19 protein-coding genes and 2 tRNA genes are annotated in these 24,541 nt (G+C 43.8%); 10 read left to right on the forward strand and 11 right to left on the reverse strand.

Translation table 11 applies throughout. The features are described from left to right. Positions 1-3 precede the first annotated feature (3 nt). Positions 4-1,107, reverse strand: coding sequence for a protein kinase family protein (locus EDI28_RS06005; protein WP_233353281.1), 1,104 nt, complete (start codon positions 1,105-1,107; stop codon positions 4-6). A gap of 463 nt (positions 1,108-1,570) precedes the next feature. Here EDI28_RS06005 and EDI28_RS06010 point away from each other — a divergent pair, with 463 nt between their 5' ends. Beyond that, complete coding sequence (locus tag EDI28_RS06010; RefSeq protein WP_128782887.1) at positions 1,571-1,927, forward strand: diacylglycerol kinase; 357 nt, start codon at positions 1,571-1,573, stop codon at positions 1,925-1,927. 28 nt (positions 1,928-1,955) lie between these two features. Further along, entirely contained in the window at positions 1,956-3,605 is a 1,650-nt protein-coding gene (locus EDI28_RS06015; protein WP_128782888.1) for a phosphoethanolamine transferase, read from the forward strand. 50 nt (positions 3,606-3,655) lie between these two features. Here EDI28_RS06015 and EDI28_RS06020 read toward each other — a convergent pair whose 3' ends face one another. From EDI28_RS06020 to EDI28_RS06050, 7 genes are all read right to left on the reverse strand, one after another. Continuing rightward, positions 3,656-3,967 carry a copper chaperone PCu(A)C gene (locus EDI28_RS06020; RefSeq protein WP_128782889.1) on the reverse strand — a complete coding sequence of 104 codons (312 nt, stop codon included), beginning with the start codon at positions 3,965-3,967 and terminating at the stop codon, positions 3,656-3,658. Positions 3,968-4,218: 251 nt separating this feature from the next. Beyond that, positions 4,219-4,899, reverse strand: a complete 681-nt coding sequence (locus tag EDI28_RS06025) for an FMN-dependent NADH-azoreductase (protein ID WP_128782890.1) — start codon at positions 4,897-4,899, stop codon at positions 4,219-4,221. A 276-nt stretch (positions 4,900-5,175) separates the two neighbouring features. Then, a complete protein-coding gene (locus EDI28_RS06030; RefSeq protein WP_128782891.1) occupies positions 5,176-6,189 on the reverse strand; it encodes a diguanylate cyclase domain-containing protein in 1,014 nt (337 codons plus the stop codon). A gap of 2 nt (positions 6,190-6,191) precedes the next feature. After that, the gene (locus tag EDI28_RS06035; protein ID WP_128782892.1) at positions 6,192-6,773 is read right to left on the reverse strand and encodes a chemotaxis protein CheB; all 582 of its coding nucleotides are present in this window, start codon (positions 6,771-6,773) and stop codon (positions 6,192-6,194) included. Between the two features lie 11 nt (positions 6,774-6,784). Further along, the gene (locus tag EDI28_RS06040) at positions 6,785-7,624 is read right to left on the reverse strand and encodes a CheR family methyltransferase (protein ID WP_128782893.1); all 840 of its coding nucleotides are present in this window, start codon (positions 7,622-7,624) and stop codon (positions 6,785-6,787) included. Beyond that, entirely contained in the window at positions 7,624-11,784 is a 4,161-nt protein-coding gene (locus EDI28_RS06045) for a response regulator (RefSeq protein ID WP_128782894.1), read from the reverse strand. The genes EDI28_RS06040 and EDI28_RS06045 overlap by 1 nt, the downstream gene beginning before the upstream one ends. A 450-nt stretch (positions 11,785-12,234) precedes the next feature. After that, positions 12,235-12,663 carry an Lrp/AsnC family transcriptional regulator gene (locus EDI28_RS06050; RefSeq protein WP_199287368.1) on the reverse strand — a complete coding sequence of 143 codons (429 nt, stop codon included), beginning with the start codon at positions 12,661-12,663 and terminating at the stop codon, positions 12,235-12,237. A 163-nt stretch (positions 12,664-12,826) separates the two neighbouring features. On the opposite strand from EDI28_RS06050, the gene ocd reads away from it, so the two are divergent. After that, entirely contained in the window at positions 12,827-13,876 is a 1,050-nt protein-coding gene (gene ocd / locus EDI28_RS06055) for an ornithine cyclodeaminase (protein ID WP_128782895.1), read from the forward strand. Positions 13,877-14,081: 205 nt separating this feature from the next. On the opposite strand, the gene EDI28_RS06060 is transcribed toward ocd, so the two are convergent. Next, positions 14,082-14,576, reverse strand: a complete 495-nt coding sequence (locus tag EDI28_RS06060) for a DUF3592 domain-containing protein (RefSeq protein WP_128782896.1) — start codon at positions 14,574-14,576, stop codon at positions 14,082-14,084. 370 nt (positions 14,577-14,946) lie between these two features. Here EDI28_RS06060 and EDI28_RS06065 point away from each other — a divergent pair, with 370 nt between their 5' ends. The 7 genes from EDI28_RS06065 to EDI28_RS06095 all read left to right on the forward strand — a co-directional run bounded on the left by EDI28_RS06065 (position 14,947) and on the right by EDI28_RS06095 (position 23,757). Beyond that, positions 14,947-15,519 (forward strand): TetR/AcrR family transcriptional regulator, encoded by a 573-nt coding sequence (locus tag EDI28_RS06065; protein ID WP_128782897.1) that lies wholly within the window; start codon positions 14,947-14,949, stop codon positions 15,517-15,519. Between the two features lie 434 nt (positions 15,520-15,953). Continuing rightward, positions 15,954-16,727, forward strand: a complete 774-nt coding sequence (locus EDI28_RS06070) for a formate dehydrogenase subunit gamma (protein ID WP_128782898.1) — start codon at positions 15,954-15,956, stop codon at positions 16,725-16,727. An 11-nt stretch (positions 16,728-16,738) separates the two neighbouring features. Next, positions 16,739-17,452 (forward strand): 4Fe-4S dicluster domain-containing protein, encoded by a 714-nt coding sequence (locus tag EDI28_RS06075; protein WP_128782899.1) that lies wholly within the window; start codon positions 16,739-16,741, stop codon positions 17,450-17,452. Next, entirely contained in the window at positions 17,440-20,502 is a 3,063-nt protein-coding gene (locus EDI28_RS06080; protein WP_128782900.1) for a tetrathionate reductase subunit A, read from the forward strand. Before EDI28_RS06075 ends, EDI28_RS06080 begins: the two co-directional genes overlap by 13 nt. Positions 20,503-20,740: 238 nt before the next feature. Continuing rightward, positions 20,741-21,793: an agmatine deiminase family protein gene (locus EDI28_RS06085; RefSeq protein WP_128782901.1), complete on the forward strand. Its 1,053-nt coding sequence runs from the start codon at positions 20,741-20,743 to the stop codon at positions 21,791-21,793. Positions 21,794-21,811: 18 nt separating this feature from the next. Beyond that, complete coding sequence (locus tag EDI28_RS06090; RefSeq protein WP_128782902.1) at positions 21,812-22,495, forward strand: response regulator transcription factor; 684 nt, start codon at positions 21,812-21,814, stop codon at positions 22,493-22,495. Continuing rightward, positions 22,489-23,757, forward strand: a complete 1,269-nt coding sequence (locus EDI28_RS06095; protein WP_128782903.1) for a histidine kinase dimerization/phospho-acceptor domain-containing protein — start codon at positions 22,489-22,491, stop codon at positions 23,755-23,757. Before EDI28_RS06090 ends, EDI28_RS06095 begins: the two co-directional genes overlap by 7 nt. 89 nt (positions 23,758-23,846) lie before the next feature. On the opposite strand, the gene EDI28_RS06100 is transcribed toward EDI28_RS06095, so the two are convergent. Both EDI28_RS06100 and EDI28_RS06105 read right to left on the reverse strand, forming a co-directional pair. After that, positions 23,847-23,920 (reverse strand) — tRNA-Cys (locus tag EDI28_RS06100). Positions 23,921-23,949: 29 nt separating this feature from the next. After that, positions 23,950-24,036 (reverse strand) — tRNA-Leu (locus EDI28_RS06105). Between the last annotated feature and the right edge of the window lie 505 nt (positions 24,037-24,541).

Consider the following 24,541-nt stretch of genomic DNA (forward strand, 5'->3'; position numbering starts at 1 on the left):
CATTTAATCTTCCACTGCGCCTAATTGATACTTTTCTGCATCCTTGCGAAAAAGAGAAAACTTAGCAAGTAGCTCGCTCTTCTCTAGTTCTTCGTCACCAAAGAAGAAAGCATTGTTTGCCTTCAACTGTTCAAAATGGTTTTCAACCAACTGCAACACCAAATCAGCCTTCTTGAGCGTATATAGACTACAAGATTTACCATGCAAGTCATCCAATAGATCTAGAACATTTGAACGGTAGCTTTCAATCAGATAGAGCTCCTGCAAAGCTTCATCATCCGCAAGAGCATGCTGCCAACGCTGATTAATGGTTTCCTGACGGATGATCACTGTCTGATCGGCATCGAGCTCAACAAGCTGTTGCAGCTTGTGCTGGTAAGCCGCCAAGGCACATTGTTTCTCGACACGGTATAAATCGAACAAAGCACCAGAAAGTAGATTAACTGGATTTTTCAATAGATAATCGAATAGAAAGCGAGTTTCAAAACGCTCTATACCATGAAAAAGCGGTGTAGCTTGCCCGTTGCTATTAAAGTGCACTAGAGGATCAAACGTGTACATGTAACCAAAATCAAATAGCTTTATCTCTCCTTGACTGTCAAGCAAGATATTACCAGGGCAAAAGTCCCATTCAAACAAACCATTAAGCTCGAGGTTAACGATGGTTGTGAAGATCTGACGGAAAACATCGCCTGTCAAATTAGTCAGAAGCTCTCCCTCAATCCACGGGGACAGGATGATCCCGTCAGTATAAGAAGCAAATTGAGTATCAATGATATGCCTGAAGCTTTCAGGAGCTTTTTTCTTTGCAAGAGTAAGATCCCGGCGGCGCTGAACTTCATTTAAAAAAGAAGTCTGGCCATCTACGTTTTTTACTAGACTCTCCGCTCTTTTTTGTTTTAAGGTCCAATGCTGCTCACCAAACTTAAGGTGGTAAACGACGGCAGTTAAGCCGGAATTGAACGTTTCTACCACATAGTCTGATTCTGAAGTCGTTGCTTTGAGCTGTTCCAAAGTGAACGGCAACCCTTGCATGGTACCGATTTCAATATTCTGCCCGCTTCTTACAAAGTCGAGCTGAGCTTGCTGGCGTTGCTGTTCCATCATCTGCTTCTCCATAAATTACAATTCAACAACAGGCCTGTGAATATATAGAGAGCGATACCTTACAAACAGTGATGGGAGTAATAATTCCGTGAATTAGATTTAAATAACCTCAATACTTTCATAATAAATAAACACTTAGTTGCACATGAGGTTTTCTTAATATGAATATGTGAATTGCAAAAGGTTGGGCTGAAAATTAGCAGCATTAACAATAGACATTTATTAGTTATTTAAGTTCATAAATAATTTCACTCATTACATGCGCATACATTTCTAATATCCGCAGACATCTGCTTACACACTGCATATTTATTGATTATTCATTATCACATTTAATACCCACAGAATTTGTTAGGTATCAGATTACTATTTTCACTTTTTATTCACATCGCAGTTTATAGAATCATTTTGTTAGCGAATAGATGTTTTCGCCATGGACTGCATAACAAACACTGAGATTAATATGAAACCAGGAACAACAGGGATAACCCGTATTATTCATGCTAGCGGTTATTCGATGAAAGGCCTTCAAGCAGCATGGAAATACGAAGCAGCCTTTCGTCAAGAAGTCATCTTACTGATCTTGCTTTCAATGGTTACTTTCTCATTACCAGTTGATAAATATGAACAAATAGCACTTATTGGCAGCCTCGTATTAGTGGTAATTGTCGAGCTTATTAATTCAGCGATTGAAGCCGTCGTGGATCGAACAGGCTCTGAATGGCATGAGTTAAGCGGACGAGCAAAAGACATTGGTTCAGCGGCAGTATTCATCACACTCGCTCTCGCAGCACTGATTTGGACCGTTATTTTACTTTAAACCTTATGAAGATTGTTTGAATATTAATATGAATAAAATTAAACGTTTATTGTACTTTAAAGAAATTTCCTTTATTAGTTTACCGTTAATATTGGCACTTTATTTTTCACTCGTAGTGAACTTTCCTATATTATCGGAACTCAATTCCATTTTAAGTAAACTGGAAAGCGTGAAGATCGGATTCGTATTGTCGATCCCTCTGTTCTTTTTTGCGGCCTTCAACTTTATCTTTAGCTTATTCAGCTGGCCCTATTTCTCACGTCCTTTCTTTACCCTGCTCCTTATTATATCGAGTATGGTCAGTTACGCTATGTACAACTATGGTGTAATTTTTGACTACGGTATGATCGAGAATATCTTTGAAACAGACACAAGTGAAGCAACATCATATCTCAGTGACTATTCCCTGCTCTGGACAACCTTGATGGGCATTCTCCCCGCGCTAGCCATTTGGAAAATTGAGATCAAAAATGACAAAGGGCCAGTTCGGTTAGTGTTAATGAAAACACTCTCGATGATCGCATCACTGTTTATTATCGCGGTTATCGCCTTTTTCTTCTATAAAGACTATAGCTCAGTAGGACGTAACAATAGTTACCTAAAGAAAATGATCATTCCAACCCACTATGTATACAGTGCGGTTAAGTACATCAATAATACCTACTTCTCTGAACCAATCGAATACCAACAAATTGGTTTGGACGCAAAGCAAAGTGATAGAGCTATGGCTGCAGCACAATTCAAACCAACCCTGTTCGTTTTTGTGCTGGGCGAAACAGCACGAGCGAAGAACTACGAACTTAACGGCTATAACCGTCCAACCAACCAATATACCCGCGATCTTGACATGATCTCCTTTCAAGACGTCAGCTCGTGCGGAACAGCCACAGCCGTCTCCGTTCCTTGCATGTATTCGGCAATGCCAAAACGCAACTATGACAAGCAAGTTGCCAATAGTCAGGATAACTTTCTAGACATCATGCAACGGGCTGGCATTTCATTGCTCTGGAAAGAAAATGACGGCGGAGACAAAGATGTCGCCAAGCATATCCCACTGCAGGAAATACAGCGCAACGTAAAGAATGACCTTTGTAACGGAAATACTTGCTATGACATGGCACTACTGGAAAACATCGACGATGATATAGAAGCTATGCAAGGTAACCGTATGCTTACGATGCACCTGATAGGAAGCCACGGACCAACCTACTATCAGCGCTACCCAAAACAGAAACGCTTCTTCACTCCTGACTGCCCACGTAGCGATATCGAAAACTGTAGCCAGGATGAAATCGTCAATACCTACGACAATACCATTTTGTACACCGACTTCGTGATTAGTCAAACTATCGCCAAGCTAAAGAAACTTGAAAGTAAGTATAATACTGCACTGTTTTATATCTCCGATCACGGTGAGTCTTTGGGCGAAAATGGTTTGTACTTACACGGCACGCCATATAGCCTTGCCCCTGATCATCAAACTAAGGTGCCGATGATGACATGGTTCTCTGACGGCTTTAAGCAAAGTAAAAATATTAACACTAATTGCCTTAAACAAGCCGCAACACAAAACAGTTATTCTCAAGACAACATCTTTCATTCAATGCTAGGCATCATGGATGTAGAAACAGAAGTGTATAACGCGGGAATGGATATTTTTTCGCAATGCCGTAACTAGCCTTCTCTTCCGTGAAAAGGCGATTTTGATAACAACGAGATCGTCTTTTATTAACGCTTCTGAACACCATGGAATGCATAGCGGTTAAATTCATTACCATCTTCAGTTACCGCTTTGTACTTAATGGATCTAGAGCTATTTAAAGAAAGCGGAATAAATACACGACCACTGTCATCAGTCTGGAATGTGCTTCTAACTTGAGGCTGATTCTCAATTGAAACGACAGCATTTGCAGACGGCTGACCATTGTCTGTAACTTTTATCCAAGCGCCATTTTGTGTATCAGAAACACTAATATCAGCAAATGACATTGAAGAGAATGCAATCATTACAGACGACAGTACAATATTTGTTTTTTTCATCTTATTTTCCCCATAATTATATTATTGTAGCTATCATTAATTTCTATATGCGAAGCGATAAAGTGCATAATGCATAGAAGAAATAATAACTTGTGACTAAGATTAACGTGTATTAGCTAAACGTAAGTTGAACGTATATATAATTAGGCATGTAGTTAGCCTAGTTATCGTTCGATACCGTAATAGAATCCAGCACCACTTGTCTTGCAGATTATAAATACGATATCTATCAATATCTGAGCTTGATATCTTTAGCTCAGCCCCAGCTTACTTAGTAGCTTCTTCCAAACGGGTGTTTGTTCTGGCTGGGTTACTTTTACCTGATCAATTTTTGCTTCATCAAAGGAAAGGTCTTCCAAGTCAGCTTTTGCTCCAGCAATTGCTTTTTCGGCCATTTCAGGTCCCATCGCCAACGCTTCGCTATAAACCACTTCGACATCGGTAATGCCGATAAAACCAAGCACCGTTTTTAAATATGGGATCATCACATCAGTCGGACCATCTTTGTGCATACCGCCACGAGTTGTAACGACTACCGCTTTTTTTCCTGTGATGAGGCCAACAGGGCCGGTTTCGGTATAACTAAAGGTAACGCCAGCTCGAGCGACCAAATCAATCCAGTTTTTTAGCTGAGTCGGAATATGAAAGTTATACATTGGCGCCGCAATCACAATGGTGTCATGAGCTTTCAGCTCTTCAATAAGCTGATCAGATTGGTCTAGTGTTTCTTTCTGGCGCTGTGATAAATCAACACCACCGCGCAAACCACCCGCAATTTCACCATCCAGTACCGGTAGCGGCTGTGCAGCTAAATCGCGTTCTGTTACTGAAGAGACACTGCCCGCTATCGAGCTCACCAGATGATCAATTAAGCCATTAGATTGAGAGTAATCACCGAGAATACTTGATTTAAGAACGAGAACATTAGACATATTGCTATCCTTACGAGGTTCATTGCTTTTGCTGTTGAAGTAACTATAGAGATAGCAACAAAATGAAGATAGCGTAAAAAATAGCTTTAGTTGTTCAAAATTTTCGAACGACCAAAAACCACAAAAAATTGATTATAAAACAATAAACTAGCAGCCTGTAAATCAGAATACTAATGAATTATAAGCAAGACGAGCTGCAAAGTGGACGACAAATGGAGATATAGAATTCAAGCTAAGAACTAAAGCCCTAATCTTGATAACTAGAGCTTTTGCTGACTACGAATTCACAACCATATTAGTTACCGCCATACTGCAACAGCAATTCCGGCCACTATGCTTCGCTTCATATAAGGCCATGTCCGCGGCCTCCATCAGCTTGCGTGAAGAAAGATCTGCCTTAGGGATCACGGTAGAGACACCAACGCTAATCGTAAGGTGCTGATGTGAAGATGAAGAGCTGTGAGGGATAGCCAGCCTATCGATACTCGTCCTAACACGCTTTGCTGCCTGCATCGCCCCCTCAGTATCGGTTTCGGGCAGTATAATGGCAAACTCTTCACCACCGATTCGAGCCAGCTTGTCCATCTCACGTAATGGTATGTTAGATAGCGTACGTGTCACTTCTCTGAGGCAATCATCGCCAACCTGGTGTCCGTAGGTATCGTTATAGGCTTTAAAGTCATCAATATCTAATATGATCAAAGAAAGAGAACTTTGGGATCTTATCCCCCGCTTCCACTCTTCACTAAATACTTCATCAAAACGCCGTCGATTTAATAACCCCGTCAAACCATCAGTCGTCGACAGCATCAATAGCTGCTCGTTAGTTTCCTCCAACTGCTGTTGCAGTTCTTCAAGTTCAACCAACTTACGGTCAAATTCCTGTGTTTTTTCTCGTAAGGCTTCTTTTTGCTCAAACAACTCGATAAACACACCGACTTTACTTTGAAAGACGAGGGGAACAAGAGGCTTAAGCAAATAGTCGACCGCACCTGATTCATATCCTTTAAAAATATGAGAAGAGGCTTTAGAAGCAGCAGTCACGAAGATAATCGGGATGTGCTTATTTTTTCTATTCCCCCGCATCAACTCGGCAACTTCATAGCCATCCATTCCCGGCATCTGAACATCGAGAAGAATCAACGCAAAGTCATGATCCAAGGTATGTGCCAAGGCTTCTTCGCCTGAGTTGGCTTTAATCAGCTCGATATGGAACTTATCAAGCAGCCCCTCAAGCGCTAGCAGGTTTTCTGGTCTATCATCAACAATCAGTATCTTTGGAATAGCCATAATCATTCAATTTTACAAAGTGTGTTTAAAAAGCAACCTATCTCTTTTAAAGGCAGAATGTAGTCAACGTCTACTGCATCAATTGCCGCTCTTGGCATTGCTTCAGCCTCCGCTGTTTCAGGAGACTGAACGACAGCCAACCCGCCAAACTGCTTAATTTTGGCCATTCCGGCAGCACCGTCTGAGTTGGCTCCGGTCAGTACGACCCCTACTAACTCATTTAAATAGGCATCTGCTGCAGTTTCAAATAGCACATCTATGGATGGGCGAGAGAAATTCACTCGCTCTTCCGTAGATAGCGCGATTGATCTGTTGAGCTCAACCAGCAAATGATAGTTGGGCGGTGCAAAATAAATAACCCCCCCCTCTATCAACTCTTTATCCTCAGCTTCTTTTACTTCCAACAAACAGCGATGACTGAAATGGATAGGAAGATAATTTTCAGAGGTTGGGCTAACATGTTGAACAACCAAGACAGGGAGTGAGAATGAGCCCTTAAGAACAGGTAATATTTTATCTAGTGCAGACAAACCACCGGCTGAAACACCAATGACAACTGCCCGATATTGCCTGTTTATGCCCATTTGCCTTTTCCCTATAGTGTCCGTTTTTTGCGGTATATCTTCTCTCGCTCAGAGACTACTTCAAACTTATCTGCGACATCAGAAAACCTGAGACTCTCCTTCGAGCCCAGGCAAAGAAAGCCACCAGCACATAAGCTATCGCAAAACAACTGAAGTACTCGGTTCTGCAACTCTCTGTTGAAGTAAATCAATACGTTCCGACAAAAAATGATATTCATCTCTCCGAACACACCGTCCGTTACCAGGTTATGGGGCGAGAACAACACCTTATCCTTAAGAGAACTATTCATCGCCACATTGTCGTAGTCGGCAGTATAGTAGTCTGAGAAGGAGCCAACGCCACCGGATTTCTGGTAGTTGACCGTGTACTCCCTAACAAGATCCATAGGGTAAATACCCAACTTCGCCTTTTCGAGGATCCGCTCATTGAAATCTGTCGCGTAGATCTGAACTCTGTCCTTCACGCCCTCTTCTTCCAACAGAATGCCCATTGAATAGACTTCTTGCCCTGATGAACACCCGGCATGCCATACCTTAATAAAAGGATACGTTTTTAGATGAGGAATTACGGTGTCGCGTACTTTCTGATAAAACCAAGGGTCCCTAAACATTTCGGTCACATTGATGGACAAGTCTAGCAATACCTTATTAAAAAACGGCTCCTCTCGGATCACTCGGTGCTGCATCTCAGAAAAACTTCTCAGCCCCTCGTTTGCTCGCCTATTTTCCAACCTTCGCTTCGTGTGGGCAAAAGCATAATTCCTGAAATCATAACCATATTTACGAAATATAGCTTCTAGCAACAGCTGAATCTCCAACTGCTCGTCTGAAATAGTTATTGTGTTAGACATTAGTACAACCAAACCCTTAACATAGAAAGCAGCTTGTCGGTATCTACCGGTTTGGCAAGATAATCGCTTGCGCCAGCCTCGATACATTTACTGCGGTCACCTTTCATCGCCTTGGCCGTTAACGCAATAATCGGCAACTTAGCAAACTCTCGTTGTTTGCGAATTTCGCGCATCGCTTCATAACCATCCATCTTAGGCATCATTATATCCATCAAGATACCGTCGATATTGCTCTCCTCCTTGAGCTTATCGAGACACTCGAGTCCATTTCTGGCAATCAGCACCTCCATACCCTTCTCTTCCAGTACACTGGAAAGAGCAAAGACATTACGCATATCGTCATCCACCAACAGCATCGTTTTACCGTTCAAAACGGCTTCCTTGTCATGGATCATCTTGAGCATATCCCGCTGTTCTTCCGGCAGGTTAGCTTCAACCCTATGCAGAAATAGCGCAGACTCATCGAGCAAGCGTTCTGGCGATTTCACTCCTTTGATGATGATACTCTCCGCATAGCGATTCAGCTCTTTCTCTTCATCACGGGTCAAATCTCTGCCTGTATAGATGATGATCGGCACACGGGCGGCTGTTTCGCTCTTACGAATACACTCAAGCAGCTCAAACCCAGACATATCGCCAAGCCCCAGATCCAACACCATGCAGTCATACATACCGTTTTCCAACTCCAGCAATGCTTCCTTGCCTGAGCCTACCGCGGTAATACTGACATCTCCGTCACCTATCAACTCCTTGATACTTTCGCGCTGTACATCATCGTCTTCGACAACGAGCAAACGACTTACCGGTTTTGAGATAATGTCTTCAATTTTTCCGAAGGCCTTTTCCATCTTGCTTATGTCGACAGGCTTGGTCAGATAGCCAATAGCCCCCATTCGCATCGCATCCAGCGTACTGTCATTGGCAGACATGAAATGCACCGGAATATGACGCAGATCGGAGTTGTCCTTGAGACGTTCCATCACTGTCCAGCCATCAATGCCGGGCAACCCTATATCGAGAATAATGGCACTGGGCTTGTAGTAGTCAGCAAAATGCAGCCCCGACTCTCCATCTTCTGCAACAATGCACTTGAAGCCTCGCTCCCTGCCAAAATCACGCATGATCTTGGCAAAAGCACAGTCATCTTCAATGATTAGCAGGCTCTTTACATCAGATGTTATCTCTTTACGGTCATCGTCAACGAATTCACTTTCCACAGGAGGCATTTGCAACATCCCCCCTCCATTAACAGGTGATAACGACACCGGATCATGTGGCTCAGGCATCTCTTCAGGCGCTAAACGCTTAGGGAGCTGTGCTCGCTGAGTTTCTGGGGCGGTATCGATGATGGCTTCTAGGTCAGATAACACCTCATCAGAATGGGTAACTTTACCTTCATGCGAAAGTGGCAGCACAATGGAGAATATACTCCCTTTCCCCTCTTGGCTTTCTAGGTTGATAGTTCCACCCAGCAAATGCGTCAGCTCTTTAGTGATCGACAGCCCCAAACCAGTGCCTCCGTAGTTACGGCTGGTACTGCCGTCGGCCTGCTGAAACGCTTGGAAAATTGCAATTTGTTTCTCTTTCGCTATCCCTATTCCATCATCTATAACGGAGAACTGGATCAGAGAATCTGGATCAGCATTAAGCGACTTACACATCTGTGGTTCCGGACGGGAAATCGCCAACTGCACAGCCCCTTCATGTGTAAACTTAAAGGCATTAGTCAGGAGATTACGTAAGATTTGCTGTAGCCGCTGCGAGTCAGTACGCAACGATTTCGCCACATTTTGAGCAATATTCAACTCAAACGGGACGCCTTTCTCTTTGGCTATATCTTTGTAAATCCGATTAAGATCTTTGATCAGACTATCGATGCCCACCTCTTCAATAAAGAGGTCAACCTTACCTGCTTCGATTTTAGACAGATCTAAAATCTCATTAATTAGTGAGAGAAGATCAGAACCTGAGGAGTTAATTGCATTGGCAGATTCGACCTGCTTATCCGTCAAGTTACCGTCTTTATTATTAGCAAACAGCTGAGAAAGAATAAGAATACTATTTAGTGGTGTCCTCAGCTCATGGGACATATTAGCCAAAAACTCAGACTTATATTTACTTGCCACTTCAAGCTCACGGGCTTTTTCTTTGACTACCTCTTGCGCCTGTACTAACTTTTCATTTTTGGAGGACATTTCTCCTTTTTGCTCTTCTAGCGCCTTGGTGCGTTCTTCTAATTCTTCGTTGGTAACTCGCAATTCTTCCTGCTGCGCCTGCAATTCCGCTTCAGACTCTTTGAGTACTTTTGCCTGCTCTTCAAGCTCCTCGTTACTCACTCGCAGCTCTTCCTGCTGGGTTTGCAACACCTCTTCGGATTTCTTAAGTGCAAAAGTTTGCTCTTCCAGTTCTTCATTGGCCACCCGCAATTCTTCTTGCTGGCGCTGGGCTTTTTCTAATAGCTCGCGGATCACCTGACGGTTGTTAGCAGCATTGAACATAATGCCGGTGTTGAGGATCACCTGTTCGACAAAGTCTTTGTGCCGCTTGGTAAATTGCTCTGACGTTCCAAGCAAAACTGCCCCAATTAACTTATTATCAATGGTGACAGGGATCGCCATGAAGTGCTGCGGAGCCACTTCCCCGGCACCGTAATTGATAGCAGGAACATTATCTGCAATATTGGAAAACGTGATAATTTCATTTTCAAAGGCAGCCTGACCGACCATACCCTCACCCAAATTGATACGGTTGAAGTTACCCCGGCGGTCAGTAAACGCATAGCTTGCCTGCAACTCAAGAACATCTTCATTCAACAAATATAAAGCACCCAACTGTGCGCCCATATGTTTGCTAAAAAAGGTAATGAACCGGGTTGCGAGATCAGCCGTTTCCAAATCGCCACGCAATTGGTCATCAAGCGCCTCTTTTCCTGATTTAAGCCAATGCTGCTCTTGAAGATTATTCGCCATGTTATTCAAGGCCTTGGCCAAATCCCCCAACTCATCTTTCTGAGGCAGCGTAAGGCTTGTCGTTAATTCACCTTTCGCGATTGCTTGTGCAAAACGCATCCCCTCTATTAATGGCTGTGTGATAGCCCGAGAAAGGAACACAGCGGCAAGGGCAATCAATGCTACCAACAAACCACCAATAACAACCATGATCTGATAAATTCTCTGAGTTGGCTGAATCACCTCGTTTTCATTCATTTTGGAAATAAGGTACCAATCAACGCCCGGCGCGTTGACCTTGTTATAGCTCACCAGTACTGACACACCAGCGCTATCCTTGTAGGTATCAAACCCGCCGCCGACACCGGTCTCTACCGCTTTGTGCCAATAATCAAGAGGTGGATCTACCGAATAGCCAACCACATGACGTCCGTTCCCCATGGTTTCCATGTTGCTACGGAACTCATAAGAGCCATCCTGCTTATTGACACCAATTAAGTAGGATTCACCAGTCTGCCCCATCCCAATACGAGAATCGACGATGCGAGTAATAAGCTCTGGAGACAATTGCAGCACCAAAACCCCGCTCATTTTTCCGTGCTGATCAGAAAGTGGCTGTGCGATAAAGGAGGTTTCAGAACCAGCGAGAGGCCCGTAAGGTAAAAAGTCTATAAAAGCAACTTTTCCGGAGCTTGTTACTTTTCGCCATGCGTCTGCCAATCCACTTCGGCGATATATTCCATTGGTTAAATTAGTTCCCAGAATGTTGGTATCAGAGAGGGAGAACATAACATGGCCGTGATCGGCATCAAGAATATAGAGATCGCTGTAGCCGTAAGCTTCAACATAGTCTTCAAAGTGGGGAGTATAACTTTCGGTTAACTGAGTGTATTCATGAGATTGAACATTCAACGAACCTGTAGGCAGAGTATCAGCACCTCTCTCATATTGGTTTAAGCGCTGTATTAATTCAGTAACGCGTTCAGAATCAGCGAGTACACTGATATCCGCCAAACGCTCATTGAAAAAATCTTCAATATTTCCCTTTCTAATCGACTGAATTGTTGTCAAACCATCAAACGATTTTTGAATCAGGGCATCAGCAGCGAGGCGACTACTGAAATACACCGCTACCACCATAGGGATAACACCCGTGATAACCAGCAGTCCCACCAGCTTGGGACGTATACGAAAATCGGCAAAGCGAATCATTGTTACTCCATGGAGTATTTAAAATAAGATTAGCTATGCACTCAGATAATAACTTTACAATCATTCAAGGCATCTTGAGTGACGTTGAACTCAACCAGTATGTCAACGTGCTTTTATTAAGCCTCTGGTTGACTATTAATCAATGAACAAGCGTAACATGAATTCTGTAGATGTGTGATTCAGACAAATGCTGATCTATTGGAATATCGTTTAGCAACAAGGACATCCCATTAACTACATCAATCGCATAACCAAGATGAATGAATATATCATAAATTTTCCAAACAAGATAAGTAACTGTCTGTAATTACATATAATTAGGTAAGTATCGAGCAGCGAACAAATTAACATTTTTGCAGATTTTCAGCATAAAAAAACCAACACTATACATATCGATTTAGTTACTTAACCATCATTCTAAGCTCGCACAATCCATCCCACACCATAAAGTTAAAAAATAGAATCCAGTAGCAAATTGGCTTCTGTCTGAACGATCCCTTCAATTGAGCGTATTCGTCCTAGTAGCGATCCTAATAAAGTCAAATTTTCGGCTTGTATCTCAGCGATTAGATCCCAATGGCCATTCGTATGGTGGAGAGATAAGATTTCAGGGAAACGGTGAAGCTGTTCCAGCACTTTGTTTTCATCTTTTGCCACCACGGAAATACTCATAATCACCTTTACAACATTCTGATAGGCGTTTTCTTTTAACTTCACCGTATAACCAAGAATAATGCTTTCCCTCTCAAGTTTGCTGATCCGATTTTGAACCGTAGCTCGTGATACACGTAGTTCTTTAGCAAGACTAACCACGGGCATACGCGCATTTTTTCTCAGTAAAGACAGTAGTTTCCTGTCGGTATCATCCATATTGTTCATCAGCACACTTCCCATTAGCTCTTAATTGACATATCGCCACTTTAGCCTCTCATTATGTCAATTTTATCAGGAGTTTTGTACATAAGTGTGTCTTTTTGTTGGCTCAATTGAGCAGTAAAATTTTCCTCATTCAATAACCTGTTGTTTTTTTATGGAGTTAGGGATGACGTTATTTCTTGATGTGAATACGTTAGGTTCAATGGTCGATCAGCACGGTACAGAAGAGTTTATGACTGAACTTCTGGGCTATATGAAAGATGATTTTTGCCGCTGGGAAGAATTTGATAAGTCGTCTCGAACTGCAGCCCATAGTGATATTGGTGTGATTGAGCTCATGCCGGTTGCAGACGGAGTCAACTACGGATTTAAATATGTCAATGGACATCCCTCGAATCCCAATGTTGGTATGTCTACGGTTATGGCTTTTGGTGCACTTTCCGATGTATCGACGGGATACCCGCGCTTGCTTTCAGAACTGACACTCTCCACGGCCTTACGAACATCAGTTACATCGGTAATGGCTGCCCAGGCACTTGCCAAACCACATGCTACATCGATGGGAATGATTGGCTGTGGCGCTCAAAGCGAGTTTCAGGCAATCGCATTTCACACTATTATCGGGATCAAAGAGCTCCGTATTTTCGATATCGACCATCAGGCAATGGACAAGGTGGCTGAACACCTAAAAGACTACCCTGAACTTACGGTGATCAAAGCCTCATCGGCAAAAGCCTGCGTCGAAGGTGCTGATATCGTCACGACTGTCACTGCAGACAAAGCATACGCAACCATACTGACCCCAGATATGATTGAACCCGGTATGCACATCAACGGTATTGGCGGTGACTGCCCGGGTAAGACAGAGATCCACTTCGATGTGCTCAAAGCGGGTAAGATTTTTGTCGAACACGAGCCGCAAACTCGGGTTGAAGGTGATATTCAGCAGCTACCTGCAGAGCATAAGGTCAATCCAATCTGGAAGGTAATTGCAGGCTTAGAGCAAGGGCGTGATACTGAAGAGCAAATTACAATTTTTGACTCAGTCGGTTTTGCCTTGGAAGACTTCTCCGTCCTCCGCTATGTCTACGATTTAGCGGTACAACTTGGCGTTGGCGAGCAAATTGAGCTTATACCTCAGTTGGACAACCCCAAGGATCTATTTGGGTTAACTAAAAGACCTCGTTGCTCATCGGCAATCAGAGAGGTTGCTTAGATCACAGGCAATCTAATAAATATTAGAAATATGTAAGGAGAACTCCCCCTCTCCTTACATTCTCAGGAAACTATAATTATCGATCCTGATTCGAATTTAAGTCATATCTGTTTATGAGTACCCCTCGCTTTGTCCCGTCCTGAGACAAGTTGACACAATACAAATATCGAGGGTTTTAAATTATTTGTATTCATCAGCTTCAAGACTAATAACTAAATGTAGCAAGGTAATAGAAGAACATTGCAGGCGCAGTAAAAACAGCAATCCAGAAAGGTACAACAAAGAATAGCTCATGAATGGCTTTATCAAGGAAACAGGTTAGTTCCTCCGTTTCATGATTACCTGGGTTCTTAATTGAGTAATAGACTCGAATCGATGATCCCTTAGGGTATTTTTCAACTACACTTTTTCCTCCATCTCCATACCTTCTAATCTTATAGGGTATAGAGTATTCTCCATCATATGACTTTCCATCAACTACATATCTATATGTAATAGAACCTTCTTTTCTAAAATTCCCATTATTTGCAAACCATCCATACTCAGACCAAGTGATTATCCCGTCCACGCTAAACTCATCACTAAATGCCCCCCAAATTTTTCTACAATTCCAAATGAAAAAGCAAAGGTTAAGAACTACGAGAGCTATCGTGTATGTCTTTCCAAATGAACTTCCAAAATACTCTAGATAAAATGACATTCCTAGCAAGCCTCTTCCTTTAATGGAAACAATTTCATCGTGTCTATTTACATCATCTCATAAGTGGTACGCATTCTATGGCATACCACTAAAGCATGCACTACCAAACCCGATATACGCTAAGGCAATCGATTAAATTCATTCATGAGAGCAAGAAGTTGTGATGTAAGGATGTGCAGAAAACCAAGGCTAAAGCGTTCAATCTTTTGACGATAAACTCCGAGAGTTGATTATCATCGTAACTGGCCTGTGCTCTCCATTCCGACATAAAGCAAAGATACTCTTGTCAGCACCGATATCGAAAAGTATAATTATTATCAGTAAGTTAACTGAGCTTACCTCACTATCATCAAATATTTTAGGGGAAAGCATGTCAAAGCGTATGGATAAAGCAGCAAGGAGAGAGCAGCTCTTATCAATAGCCGTTTCGATTATTAAAGATCGTGGCGCAGAAGCATTAACGTTAGCCACAGTGGCTGAACAAGCTGGTGTAACAAAACCAGTTGCTTACAACCACTTCGAGACAAAAGAAAACTTACTAAAGCAAATCTACCAAGACATTGACAACCGCTTAATTGAATCGATACAAACAGCGAAGGAATCGAGCAGTCAGTCAGTCACCGATACTGTTTCCATTCTTTGTGAATCCTATTTTGAATGCATGCAGGTAAACTCTGAAATATACGGGCTTACCGTTGCGGCGCTGAAGTGTTATCCGAACAATGCTGAACTAACCAAAAATATTCAAGATTTCTTTGTGAAAGCATATTCCGATATCTTTCAGCTACCGCTTTCGGATGAAAACCATCGAAATCGCTTAAAACTAATCTCTGTTTATGGGCTCATTGAATCGGTAGGTGATGCTGCGATTTCAGGTCAAGTCCCTAAAGACGTTGCATTGACATACTTAAATGAAGCGGTTTATCAAATACTTATTAAGTAAAACATTTAAAGGCGACACTCTGCAAATAGCCTTACTATAAACCGCCATCATCATAGCAACTCTACAGCTGATTCGACCATGCAACTATTTTGAAAACTAAAATTTCAACACACTCCTACCACCTCCACCCCGCAATATGATTTTAATCAAAGAATAACTAATAAATTAGTCAACTAGCCATAGTCAATTGCATTTCATCACAAAAACACTAGAAAAATCACATTTTTCACAACTTACCAGTAGTAACATCACAGCGAAACACAAGTTACCATTGGTAATTTAGATATTCTCTGTTGAAAGCTGTCAGTATCAATACATTCAAATCAGAGGGCGCAGATAAAAGCTTTCGAAATAGAGATGAAACTAAAAAGCCAATATTTTCAAACACATCACAACAAATACTTCAAAATAAAACGAAAGAGTGAAGGTTTAACATGGAACAATCTTCTATATGGTTAGATATATTGTCGAATCAATCTATCATTTCATGGTTATTAGTCGGCAGTGTCGTGGGTGTCGCATTGTTAATGGGACTCTTTGTCTTAGTTAACGGAACGTCCAAACTAGACAACGGCTTTAGTGGCAGGCTTATTCAACGCTGGTCAACTCGAAGTGTTGTTATACATTGGCTAGGTGCAATACCTTGTTTAATCTTGATATTAACCGGAGTAATAATCGGTGCAGGAAAAGTAATCTTCGAGCCAGGTAGTAGCAATTGGGCAACGGCCGTCAAGATATCAGCAACACTACATGAAATTGCCGTATTTCCATTTATGATTGGTGCTTTCACCATGATTCTTATGTGGTGGAAAAAACAATTATTTAAAAAGTACGATATTGACTGGTTTAAAAAAGCGGGTGGCTACATTAATTTTGGAGCAAAACAGCACCCGGAAGCTGGCTTTGCTAACGGCGGCGAGAAACTCTGGTTCTGGGTATTTACAATTAACTTTGTCGTTCTCTCCTCTACTGGTCTTATGCTCTTTTTTCCAGAAGTCGCGCCATCCCATGAAAATGCCCCGATTGTTATTTCTCTTCATATTATCTCCGCTATGGCTATCGGTGCTTTCGCCATTGTTCATATATTCATGGCAACCGTCATTTCTGAAGGCGGTTTAAGCAACATGATCACTGGTAAGTGCGATGAGAACTGGGCAAAGCAGCATCACAATCGCTGGTACAAGACAGTAAATAAAGAAAAACAATAAGGTGATTAAAAATGGATAGACGTAAAGCGATTAAGCTACTCGCTGGCGGTACCACCGTATCACTGGTATCAGCCTCCCCCGTCATTGCATCAGTAGTAGCCAGCAATACAGAACTAGAAAGCAAGAAACTGGCGATGGTGATCGACCTGCGCCGCTGCAACGGATGCAAAGCCTGTGTCACAGCCTGCGGCCATGAAAACGGTAATGAACCTAGTGAACATCGAACCCAGGTTCTTCAAAGTAGCACTGAGATTAATGGCAAAGAATACGTACTCAGTCTCCCGTTACTTTGCAACCAGTGTGATAACCCGGTATGCACCAAAGTATGTCCGACAGGTGCAACGTTTAAGCGTAAGGAAGACGGCATTGTTGTTGTAGATTCCACAGGCTGTATCGACTGCAATTTCTGTGTCTACACCTGCCCTTATGACGGCGTGCGTTTCACAAACAGCAAAACAGGAACCGTCGACAAATGTAACTTCTGCATTCAGCGGACCTCAAAGGGCTTCCTGCCCGCCTGTGTGGAAACATGTACCGGGGGCGCTCGCGTGTTTGGGGATCTAAAAGACCCCGACAGTAGCGTATCCAAATTGCTCAAGGAGCATGAAGCGTTAGTTCTGCAATCAGACAAAAATACCCAGCCTAACGTTTTCTACATTGGCCTAACGGATAAAGAAAGTGATCAGCCGTATAACCTAAATTCAGAACTTACATGGCAGCGTTAATTATGGATCGTAGACAATTTCTAAAAACCGGTGCTGCCGCAGCAATCACTGGCACAATGGCAGGTACAGCGACAGCGGCCGCTAACAATAATAGCCAGGATATCAGCCGTTACTCACCGTTAAGTGCAGAGCCAGAATTCATTCTGGGACCAGATGGCAAACTCACCAACAACCCAAACCAACGCTTCGCATTTACCAAATGCTTTGGCTGCTACAACGTTTGCGGTGCTCGCATTCGTATCGACAACAAGACAGATAAAATCCTGCGTGTTTGTGGCAACCCCTATGCTTTGTCCACCCAATCAGGCAATCCGGTTGCTATGGAAGTGCCACCGCAGGACGCGATGCAACAATTGGTCGGTGAACAGGGTAACGAAAACCGAGCAACACTCTGTGGCAGGGGCAACGCTGTCCCTGATGCCGTTACCGACTCACGCCGCGTCACTCAGTGCCTGAAACGAGTGGGGAAACGAGGCGAAAACCGCTGGCAATCCATCTCCTATGAGCAGCTTATCAGCGAAGTCGTCGCAGGTGGCAATCTATTTGGTGAAGGCCATGTAGAAGGTCTGGCTGATATCCACGACGACAAAACCGTGGCTAATCCAGACTATCCGGACTTTGGTCCAAAGAAGAACCAGTTGCTAATGACAGGCTGTTCAGAAGACCCGGCTCGGTGGGCGTTTTATAAACGTTTCTCAGAAGCGTCTTGGGGTACACCAAACCTTGGCAACAAAGACTCATACTGCGGCCACCAGCAGGTTGCAGGATGTGCGCTCGGTGTAGAAGACGGAGCCAACAGTGGCGCCCTTCCGACTACGGATTTTGAGCACTGTGAATTTGCGATTTTCATTGGCACCAATCCCGGCCTTAGCGGTATCAGCCTGAACTCTGCCTCTAAACGTTTGGCAGATGCTCGGACACAAAACCCTAACTTCCGGTATGTGGTTGTCGATCCGATTCTCCGCTCGCTCACCACCTCATCGACACCAGATAATTGTGAGTGGGTGCCTATTCGCTCTGGTGGCGATACCGCCTTAATGCACGCCATGATGCAGTACATCATCAACACCGAGCGATATAACACATCGTATCTGGCGTCATGTAGCCAGGAAGGAGCTTACAAAGTTGGCGAAATAAACTATACCAACGCCCCGTATCTGGTTGTTACCGATAAAAAGCACTCTTTGTATCGCAAATTCCTGACTGCCGAAGTCTGCGGTAAAGGCAATGCTGAAACCAAGATGGTGGTTGATGCCAAGAGCCAGCAGCTGACAACGTCAGACAGTACAGAACCCTGTGACATCAAGTTTAGTGGAACAATAACAACGGAGGGCGGCCAGGCTATTCAGGTTGAAACCGCCTTCTCGCTACTGGCAAAACGCGTTAACAAATATTCAATGGCTGATTACGCCGCCGAATGCCAGATATCTGAAGCCAAGATCGCCGAACTTGCCAAAGAGTTTAGCTCCCACGGTCGTCGCGTATCTATCGAGACCAATACAGGTTGTAATGCCAGTGATGGTGGCCAGTTCGGCTTCGCCATGATCATGCTCGCCACTCTTGTCGGTGCACATAACGCCAAGGGCGGTATGCTGCACACCGGCAGCATGGGCTTTGAGAACACCTCACCGCTCTACGACATGATGGCCTTTGAGCATGCACATATCAGCGGCTTTAACGCCGAACGTTCGGGTGACTATCGTCAAAGCAATGAGTACAAAGAAAAAGTTAAGAAAGGGATCAATCCGTTCCCATCAGATCTGCCATGGAATGAAACCTTTGTTCAGGACAATGCCGGAGAATTGCTCGTTGCCCATGCCAATAGCAACCCATTCCAGTTTAAGGCCTGGATTGCGTGGGCTAATAATCCTCTCTATGCCTGCTCAGGTCTGAAAGACCAGGTAGAAGAGTCTATCAAAGACCCTAAACAACTGGGCCTGATCATCGCATCCGACCCTTACTTCAATGAGACCAATATCTACGCGGATTATTTTGTCCCGGATCTGGCTCAATATGAACAATGGGGAGCTTCCCGGCAATGGGGAAGTGAGTTAATGGGCGATGTTGTGTCCTTCCCGATTATTACCCCGAGAACACCGCTCAATGCCGAGGGCAACCGAGTATGCATGGAGCAATTCCTGACTGATATTGCGAAACAGCTCAAACTGAATGGCTTTGGTGAAAATGCTTTTAAGGATACAAGAGGTAACGTAAAAGCAATCCACATTCCTGAAGACTATTACATTCCTGTACTGGCCAACCTCGCACACAGTGATGAGGTACTGCCTACCCCGACAAAAGATGACGTTAGTTTTACCAGCGTTGACCGCATTTTTCCCCTGCTAACGAAGCGATTAAAAACAGAGGAGATTGGACCGACCATGTTCCTGTTTACCAGGGGCGGCCGTTATTACCCAATAGACAACCGATACGAGGGTGAATTCTTCAACGAAATGATGAGGTGGGATGCTCAGTTCCAAATATACAACGAAGGACTTGCACATATTACCAACTTCCATTCTGGAGAATACCTTGATGGCTTACCAGTATTTGATAAGCAACGATTCTGGGACGGAACTGCTATTCGGGAGCTCTGGAACGAGACTGAATACCCGTTCTACTTCTCGACGTTCAAGCATCAGCTACGCAGCCCGTATTCAGTAACACTCAAGAGCATCACAGCCTTAGGCGAATCTAACTTTATTCAGATGAATGAAACAGATGCGAAAAAATATGGGCTGAAGACGGGTGACAAGGCACGATTAACCTCCCCCAAAGGCGCTTCAATTGAAGGAACCGTTCAGGCAGACAGTACCGTTGCGAAGGGCTGTATTGCAGTACCGCTCGGATATGGCCATACCGCCTTTGGCGCAAGCGACATCACCATAGACGACAAAACTCTGGCGGGAATTTCAGAAAGAAGAGGCGGCATGGCGGTCAATGCTTTCAACGCCGTCGATCCAACCCGTAAAGGTGCCAGCTTGTATCGTGATAGTACATTTGGCTCAACTGCCCGCCACGGGATCCCAGTTGCGATTGAAAAGTGCTAAGTACACCTTTTTGAAACAGATAATATACGCTAGGAATAATAGCTAATATAAAAAACCGTTCGTTTTTGTTACGAGCGGTTTTTATTTACAACCAGTTATATTAACTGGCTCTATAAAATAGAGATTCATCACGTATGAATTACCAAGCCAGTTAAATCCAGCTCAGCGTTACCTTCCCGTTACCCGGCCTTTCTTAAGATGGCATTGTCCATTGGGTATAAAACAAAAGGAAAGGCTTATGTTCAGTTCTCCTCGCAAACTTCTCAATATTGCTATCTTGTGTGCTACAGCGGGTTTAGTGGCTTGTTCAGCCGACTCAACAACCCCAGCATCAAATTCCGCGGCCACTTCAGCTAAAATGACGAACATACGTGTTCCGGCTGAGTGGGAGCCGCAAGCAGCAGTTTGGATGCAGTACCCGGATCAATGGGAAACCAATATGCGCCCGGCATTTGCACGAGTCGTTTCTGTTATCCAGAAGTATCAGCCAGTGCACATGCTGACTCGCACCGAAGAAGAAAAAAAACAAGCTCAGCAGCTAATGGCCAGCCTTGGTGTTGCAGAAGCAAACCTCGAGTGGCATGTCGTCCCCATCGACAACGCCTGGATGCGTGATAATGGGCCCATCTATGTCACTGACGGCAACAGAACCTGGGTTCAAAACTGGGGATTCAACGCCTGGGGCGGCAACTTCGGCGGCGATGTAGGTTATACCAAAGATAACCTCATTCCTGACTATGTCGCCAAACAGCTCAATGTCAAATCTGAACAATATCTTGATTACATACTGGAAAAAGGTAATGTCGAGGTTAACGGAAAAGGTATTCTAGTGATCAACTGGGACTGTCAGGACAACCGCAACCCCGGTATGACTCAGCAAGAGCATGAAGCAATCCTGAAAGAAAAACTGGGGGTTCACACGATCATCTGGGCTTTCGGCCACTACCCCGGCGAAGGGACCACTGGCCACATTGACGGCACGGCAAGATTTGTAAATAACAACACACTCGTCGTAACGGTTCTTGATGACAGCAAAACTGACGACCTATTGGTTAACGATGCTGAGGCTGCCGGGCTCAACGTACTGCGCTATGATGGCAACCCTAACTGGTTGGTCGGTAACGGGTTTGTTGCCGCTATGGCTGATGAACAGACACAGTACAATGCGAGCCTTAAAACCCAGCTTGAGTCTTTCTATCCGGGCCGGGATGTTTTCCTAATCGAGACCTCCGATATTGCCAACGCCGGGGGCGGTATTCACTGTGTTACCAACGACCAACCCGTAATCTAATCAAACGGAGCCACAATAATGCAGATGTTACTTGTAGAAGATGATATGGACTTGGCAGAGCTGATAATTGAATATCTTAACGCTGAAGCCATTGAATGTGATATCGCTTATAACGGCTCCATGGCACTCAACCTTCTCGAAGAAAATGCTTATCAAGTCATTGTCTCTGACGTAATGATGCCCAAAATGGACGGCTTCACGCTGCTGGAAAACCTGCGTAGCATGCACATTCAAACACCTTGCCTGATGCTTACTGCACGCAACACGCTCGAAGATAAACTCATTGGCTTCGAAAAAGGGGCCGATGATTATCTCGTCAAACCTTTCGAACTAGCTGAGCTCACTGCACGCATCAAAGTCCTGGCACATCGAACTCAGCCACCGAGCAGTAAGATAAAAATATCCGATTTAGTTCTCGATCTAAGAGAACGCCAAGCTTACCGAGCAGGTCAACTATTGGCGCTAAGCGCAGCGGAATGGCAGTTGCTTGAAATCCTCGTCAAACACAGTCCTGCTGTTGTTTCTAAAATCGACATTGAAGACCACATCTGGGGTGGCGAAGCGCCTTCCAAGGACGCACTCAAGATGTTGATTTACAGATTACGTAAAGTGGTCGATTCGCCAGAGGTTAGCCCGCTTATTACTACAGTTCGGGGACGCGGAGTGATGATAGCGGCACCAGAGGATCAAGCTCAATGTTAAACCGTAGTATTAGCCGATATATCTCACTGCAAATTGCCCTGTTGGTCTCAGCCATCTTGCTGGTGTTTTATTACATGATCACTGTGGTTTACGACTGGGGTCTCGATGATTCCGTCCACTACTTCATGGTATTAGAGGCGGAATGCTACATTGAACACGGCACACCTGCTGCCAGCAATGCATCTATCACGGTATATCCCACCTACGATGCTCTGCCCCAACCTATCCAACAAGCCTTTGGAAATCAGACATGGAAGGAGAAAGAGCTGTATTACCAATCTCAGGATGATCAGTTCTTCTACTTAATGCCTTACTACAATTCCAGCGAGGACCAACTGCTTTTCATTCTGCACACTGATTATGAAGATCACGACAATGAAATGGTCGGCCTGAGCATTGGCGAAATAGCATCACTATTGGCTTTAGCTATTGTCGTACTCAGTATCGGGGTAATACGCAACTTAGGCTGGTCGGTGATAAAGCCGATCAAAGCATTACACGAATGGAACCATCAGATTTCGTCACAAAGCAAGACCACCAAAAGCGTAGATCCCATTCCTGATTTTCGCTTTAATGAGTTGAATGAAGCGGCAGAACAAATACGTCACTCAATAACAGAAATCAATCAGCGTAATGATAAAGAAAAACAGTTTCTACGCGTTTTAAGCCACGAGCTAAGAACGCCTCTGGCTATTACCAAGGCTTCATTAGAGTTAATCCACAAAACCAAATCGCAGCTAGATCCTAAGCTCGCCAATAAGCTCAACAAGATTGAGCGAGCCAATACCAATATGTGTGCCACCAGCGAAGTATTGCTGTGGTTATGGTCTGATGATTTTGCCCCGTTTAACACTCAGCGGCTCAACCTAAATGAAATCATCCAACTGGAAATTGAGAACAACCTATATTTAGCGGCTAATAAAGATGTGACTTTCAGCCTGTTTGAGCACGAGGAATTTATTGAAGCGAACCCAGTACTGGTGCAGATAGTGGTACGTAACCTGATAAGAAATGCACTGCAATATAGTACTGACGGCAAGATCAGAATTGATTTTCAGCCTAAGACTGGCTTAACCGTCAGCAACCCAGTAGCCAAGCAAGCTAACCCTGAAAATGGAGTCGGTGATTATGGCTATGGTATCGGACTATACCTAATATCAACTCTGTGCGAAAAAATGAAATGGGAATGTGTAACTCAGCAAGATACGGAACAGTTTCAAATACGGATTTCGAAAATAGGTAATAATACAACGAACTGCTAGAACGTGGCCTACCTGTAAGAAAATCGAATTTAACATTTACCGAACTCAAACGAAAAAAGCCCAGCAGTTCTGCTGGGCTTTCTTTTGTATGGAGGCGCGTCCCGGAGTCGAACCGAGGTCCACGGATTTGCAATCCGCTGCATAGCCACTCTGCCAACGCGCCATATTTTTTTGCTCTACAGAGCGAATAGATGGTGCCCCGGGCCGGACTTGAACCGGCACAACGCGAACGTCGAGGGATTTTAAATCCCTTGTGTCTACCAATTCCACCACCAGGGCACGCAATTCTTGATTGCGGTGCTCGTAACTGATTTAAGTTAGACACCATCCTAGATACCGAAACTAAAATCTTTTAGATTCCATATCGCAAATTTGTTTTCTCTGGGACGTGTCGTCCTGAGAACGAGGCGTACTTTACTCGATTATTGTGATGAGTCAATTACTAGTTTTAGTCTTTTTACTCAAGCGCTTAAAAAACGTCCCCAGCAAGCTGTTTTACACTCAGTTGGAGTAGGTTTTATACGTGTATAACCAAGCTATCTACATGCAATATTCAGACATAGCGTTCTATTACACAATACACTACAGGTTACCGCTGACATGGAACTACTGATTAAGCAGACTCTAAGATTTGCTAGCGGCACACTGATTTATATTTTTGGACATAAAACTGTTTGTCATAATGACGCACGTAAGATCTGGTAAAACCTTTAACTTTTCCAATGAACGGGTCATATTACCCCAAGGTAACACTTTCAAAAATAAGCATTGGCAAACAAGCAAT

Origin of the sequence: Photobacterium chitinilyticum (genome assembly GCF_004104355.1) — a bacterium.
Lineage (GTDB): Bacteria > Pseudomonadota > Gammaproteobacteria > Enterobacterales > Vibrionaceae > Photobacterium > Photobacterium chitinilyticum.

What these genes read in the sequence shown, in the direction of transcription:
- EDI28_RS06005 (WP_233353281.1), bottom strand. Translation starts at nt 1,107, where the DNA reads ATGATGGAACAGCAACGCCAGCAAGCTCAGCTCGACTTTGTAAGAAGC.
- EDI28_RS06010 (WP_128782887.1), top strand. Translation starts at nt 1,571, where the DNA reads ATGAAACCAGGAACAACAGGGATAACCCGTATTATTCATGCTAGCGGT.
- EDI28_RS06015 (WP_128782888.1), top strand. Translation starts at nt 1,956, where the DNA reads ATGAATAAAATTAAACGTTTATTGTACTTTAAAGAAATTTCCTTTATT.
- EDI28_RS06020 (WP_128782889.1), bottom strand. Translation starts at nt 3,967, where the DNA reads ATGAAAAAAACAAATATTGTACTGTCGTCTGTAATGATTGCATTCTCT.
- EDI28_RS06025 (WP_128782890.1), bottom strand. Translation starts at nt 4,899, where the DNA reads ATGTCTAATGTTCTCGTTCTTAAATCAAGTATTCTCGGTGATTACTCT.
- EDI28_RS06030 (WP_128782891.1), bottom strand. Translation starts at nt 6,189, where the DNA reads ATGGCTATTCCAAAGATACTGATTGTTGATGATAGACCAGAAAACCTG.
- EDI28_RS06035 (WP_128782892.1), bottom strand. Translation starts at nt 6,773, where the DNA reads ATGGGCATAAACAGGCAATATCGGGCAGTTGTCATTGGTGTTTCAGCC.
- EDI28_RS06040 (WP_128782893.1), bottom strand. Translation starts at nt 7,624, where the DNA reads ATGTCTAACACAATAACTATTTCAGACGAGCAGTTGGAGATTCAGCTG.
- EDI28_RS06045 (WP_128782894.1), bottom strand. Translation starts at nt 11,784, where the DNA reads ATGATTCGCTTTGCCGATTTTCGTATACGTCCCAAGCTGGTGGGACTG.
- EDI28_RS06050 (WP_199287368.1), bottom strand. Translation starts at nt 12,663, where the DNA reads ATGAACAATATGGATGATACCGACAGGAAACTACTGTCTTTACTGAGA.
- ocd (WP_128782895.1), top strand. Translation starts at nt 12,827, where the DNA reads ATGACGTTATTTCTTGATGTGAATACGTTAGGTTCAATGGTCGATCAG.
- EDI28_RS06060 (WP_128782896.1), bottom strand. Translation starts at nt 14,576, where the DNA reads ATGTCATTTTATCTAGAGTATTTTGGAAGTTCATTTGGAAAGACATAC.
- EDI28_RS06065 (WP_128782897.1), top strand. Translation starts at nt 14,947, where the DNA reads ATGTCAAAGCGTATGGATAAAGCAGCAAGGAGAGAGCAGCTCTTATCA.
- EDI28_RS06070 (WP_128782898.1), top strand. Translation starts at nt 15,954, where the DNA reads ATGGAACAATCTTCTATATGGTTAGATATATTGTCGAATCAATCTATC.
- EDI28_RS06075 (WP_128782899.1), top strand. Translation starts at nt 16,739, where the DNA reads ATGGATAGACGTAAAGCGATTAAGCTACTCGCTGGCGGTACCACCGTA.
- EDI28_RS06080 (WP_128782900.1), top strand. Translation starts at nt 17,440, where the DNA reads ATGGCAGCGTTAATTATGGATCGTAGACAATTTCTAAAAACCGGTGCT.
- EDI28_RS06085 (WP_128782901.1), top strand. Translation starts at nt 20,741, where the DNA reads ATGTTCAGTTCTCCTCGCAAACTTCTCAATATTGCTATCTTGTGTGCT.
- EDI28_RS06090 (WP_128782902.1), top strand. Translation starts at nt 21,812, where the DNA reads ATGCAGATGTTACTTGTAGAAGATGATATGGACTTGGCAGAGCTGATA.
- EDI28_RS06095 (WP_128782903.1), top strand. Translation starts at nt 22,489, where the DNA reads ATGTTAAACCGTAGTATTAGCCGATATATCTCACTGCAAATTGCCCTG.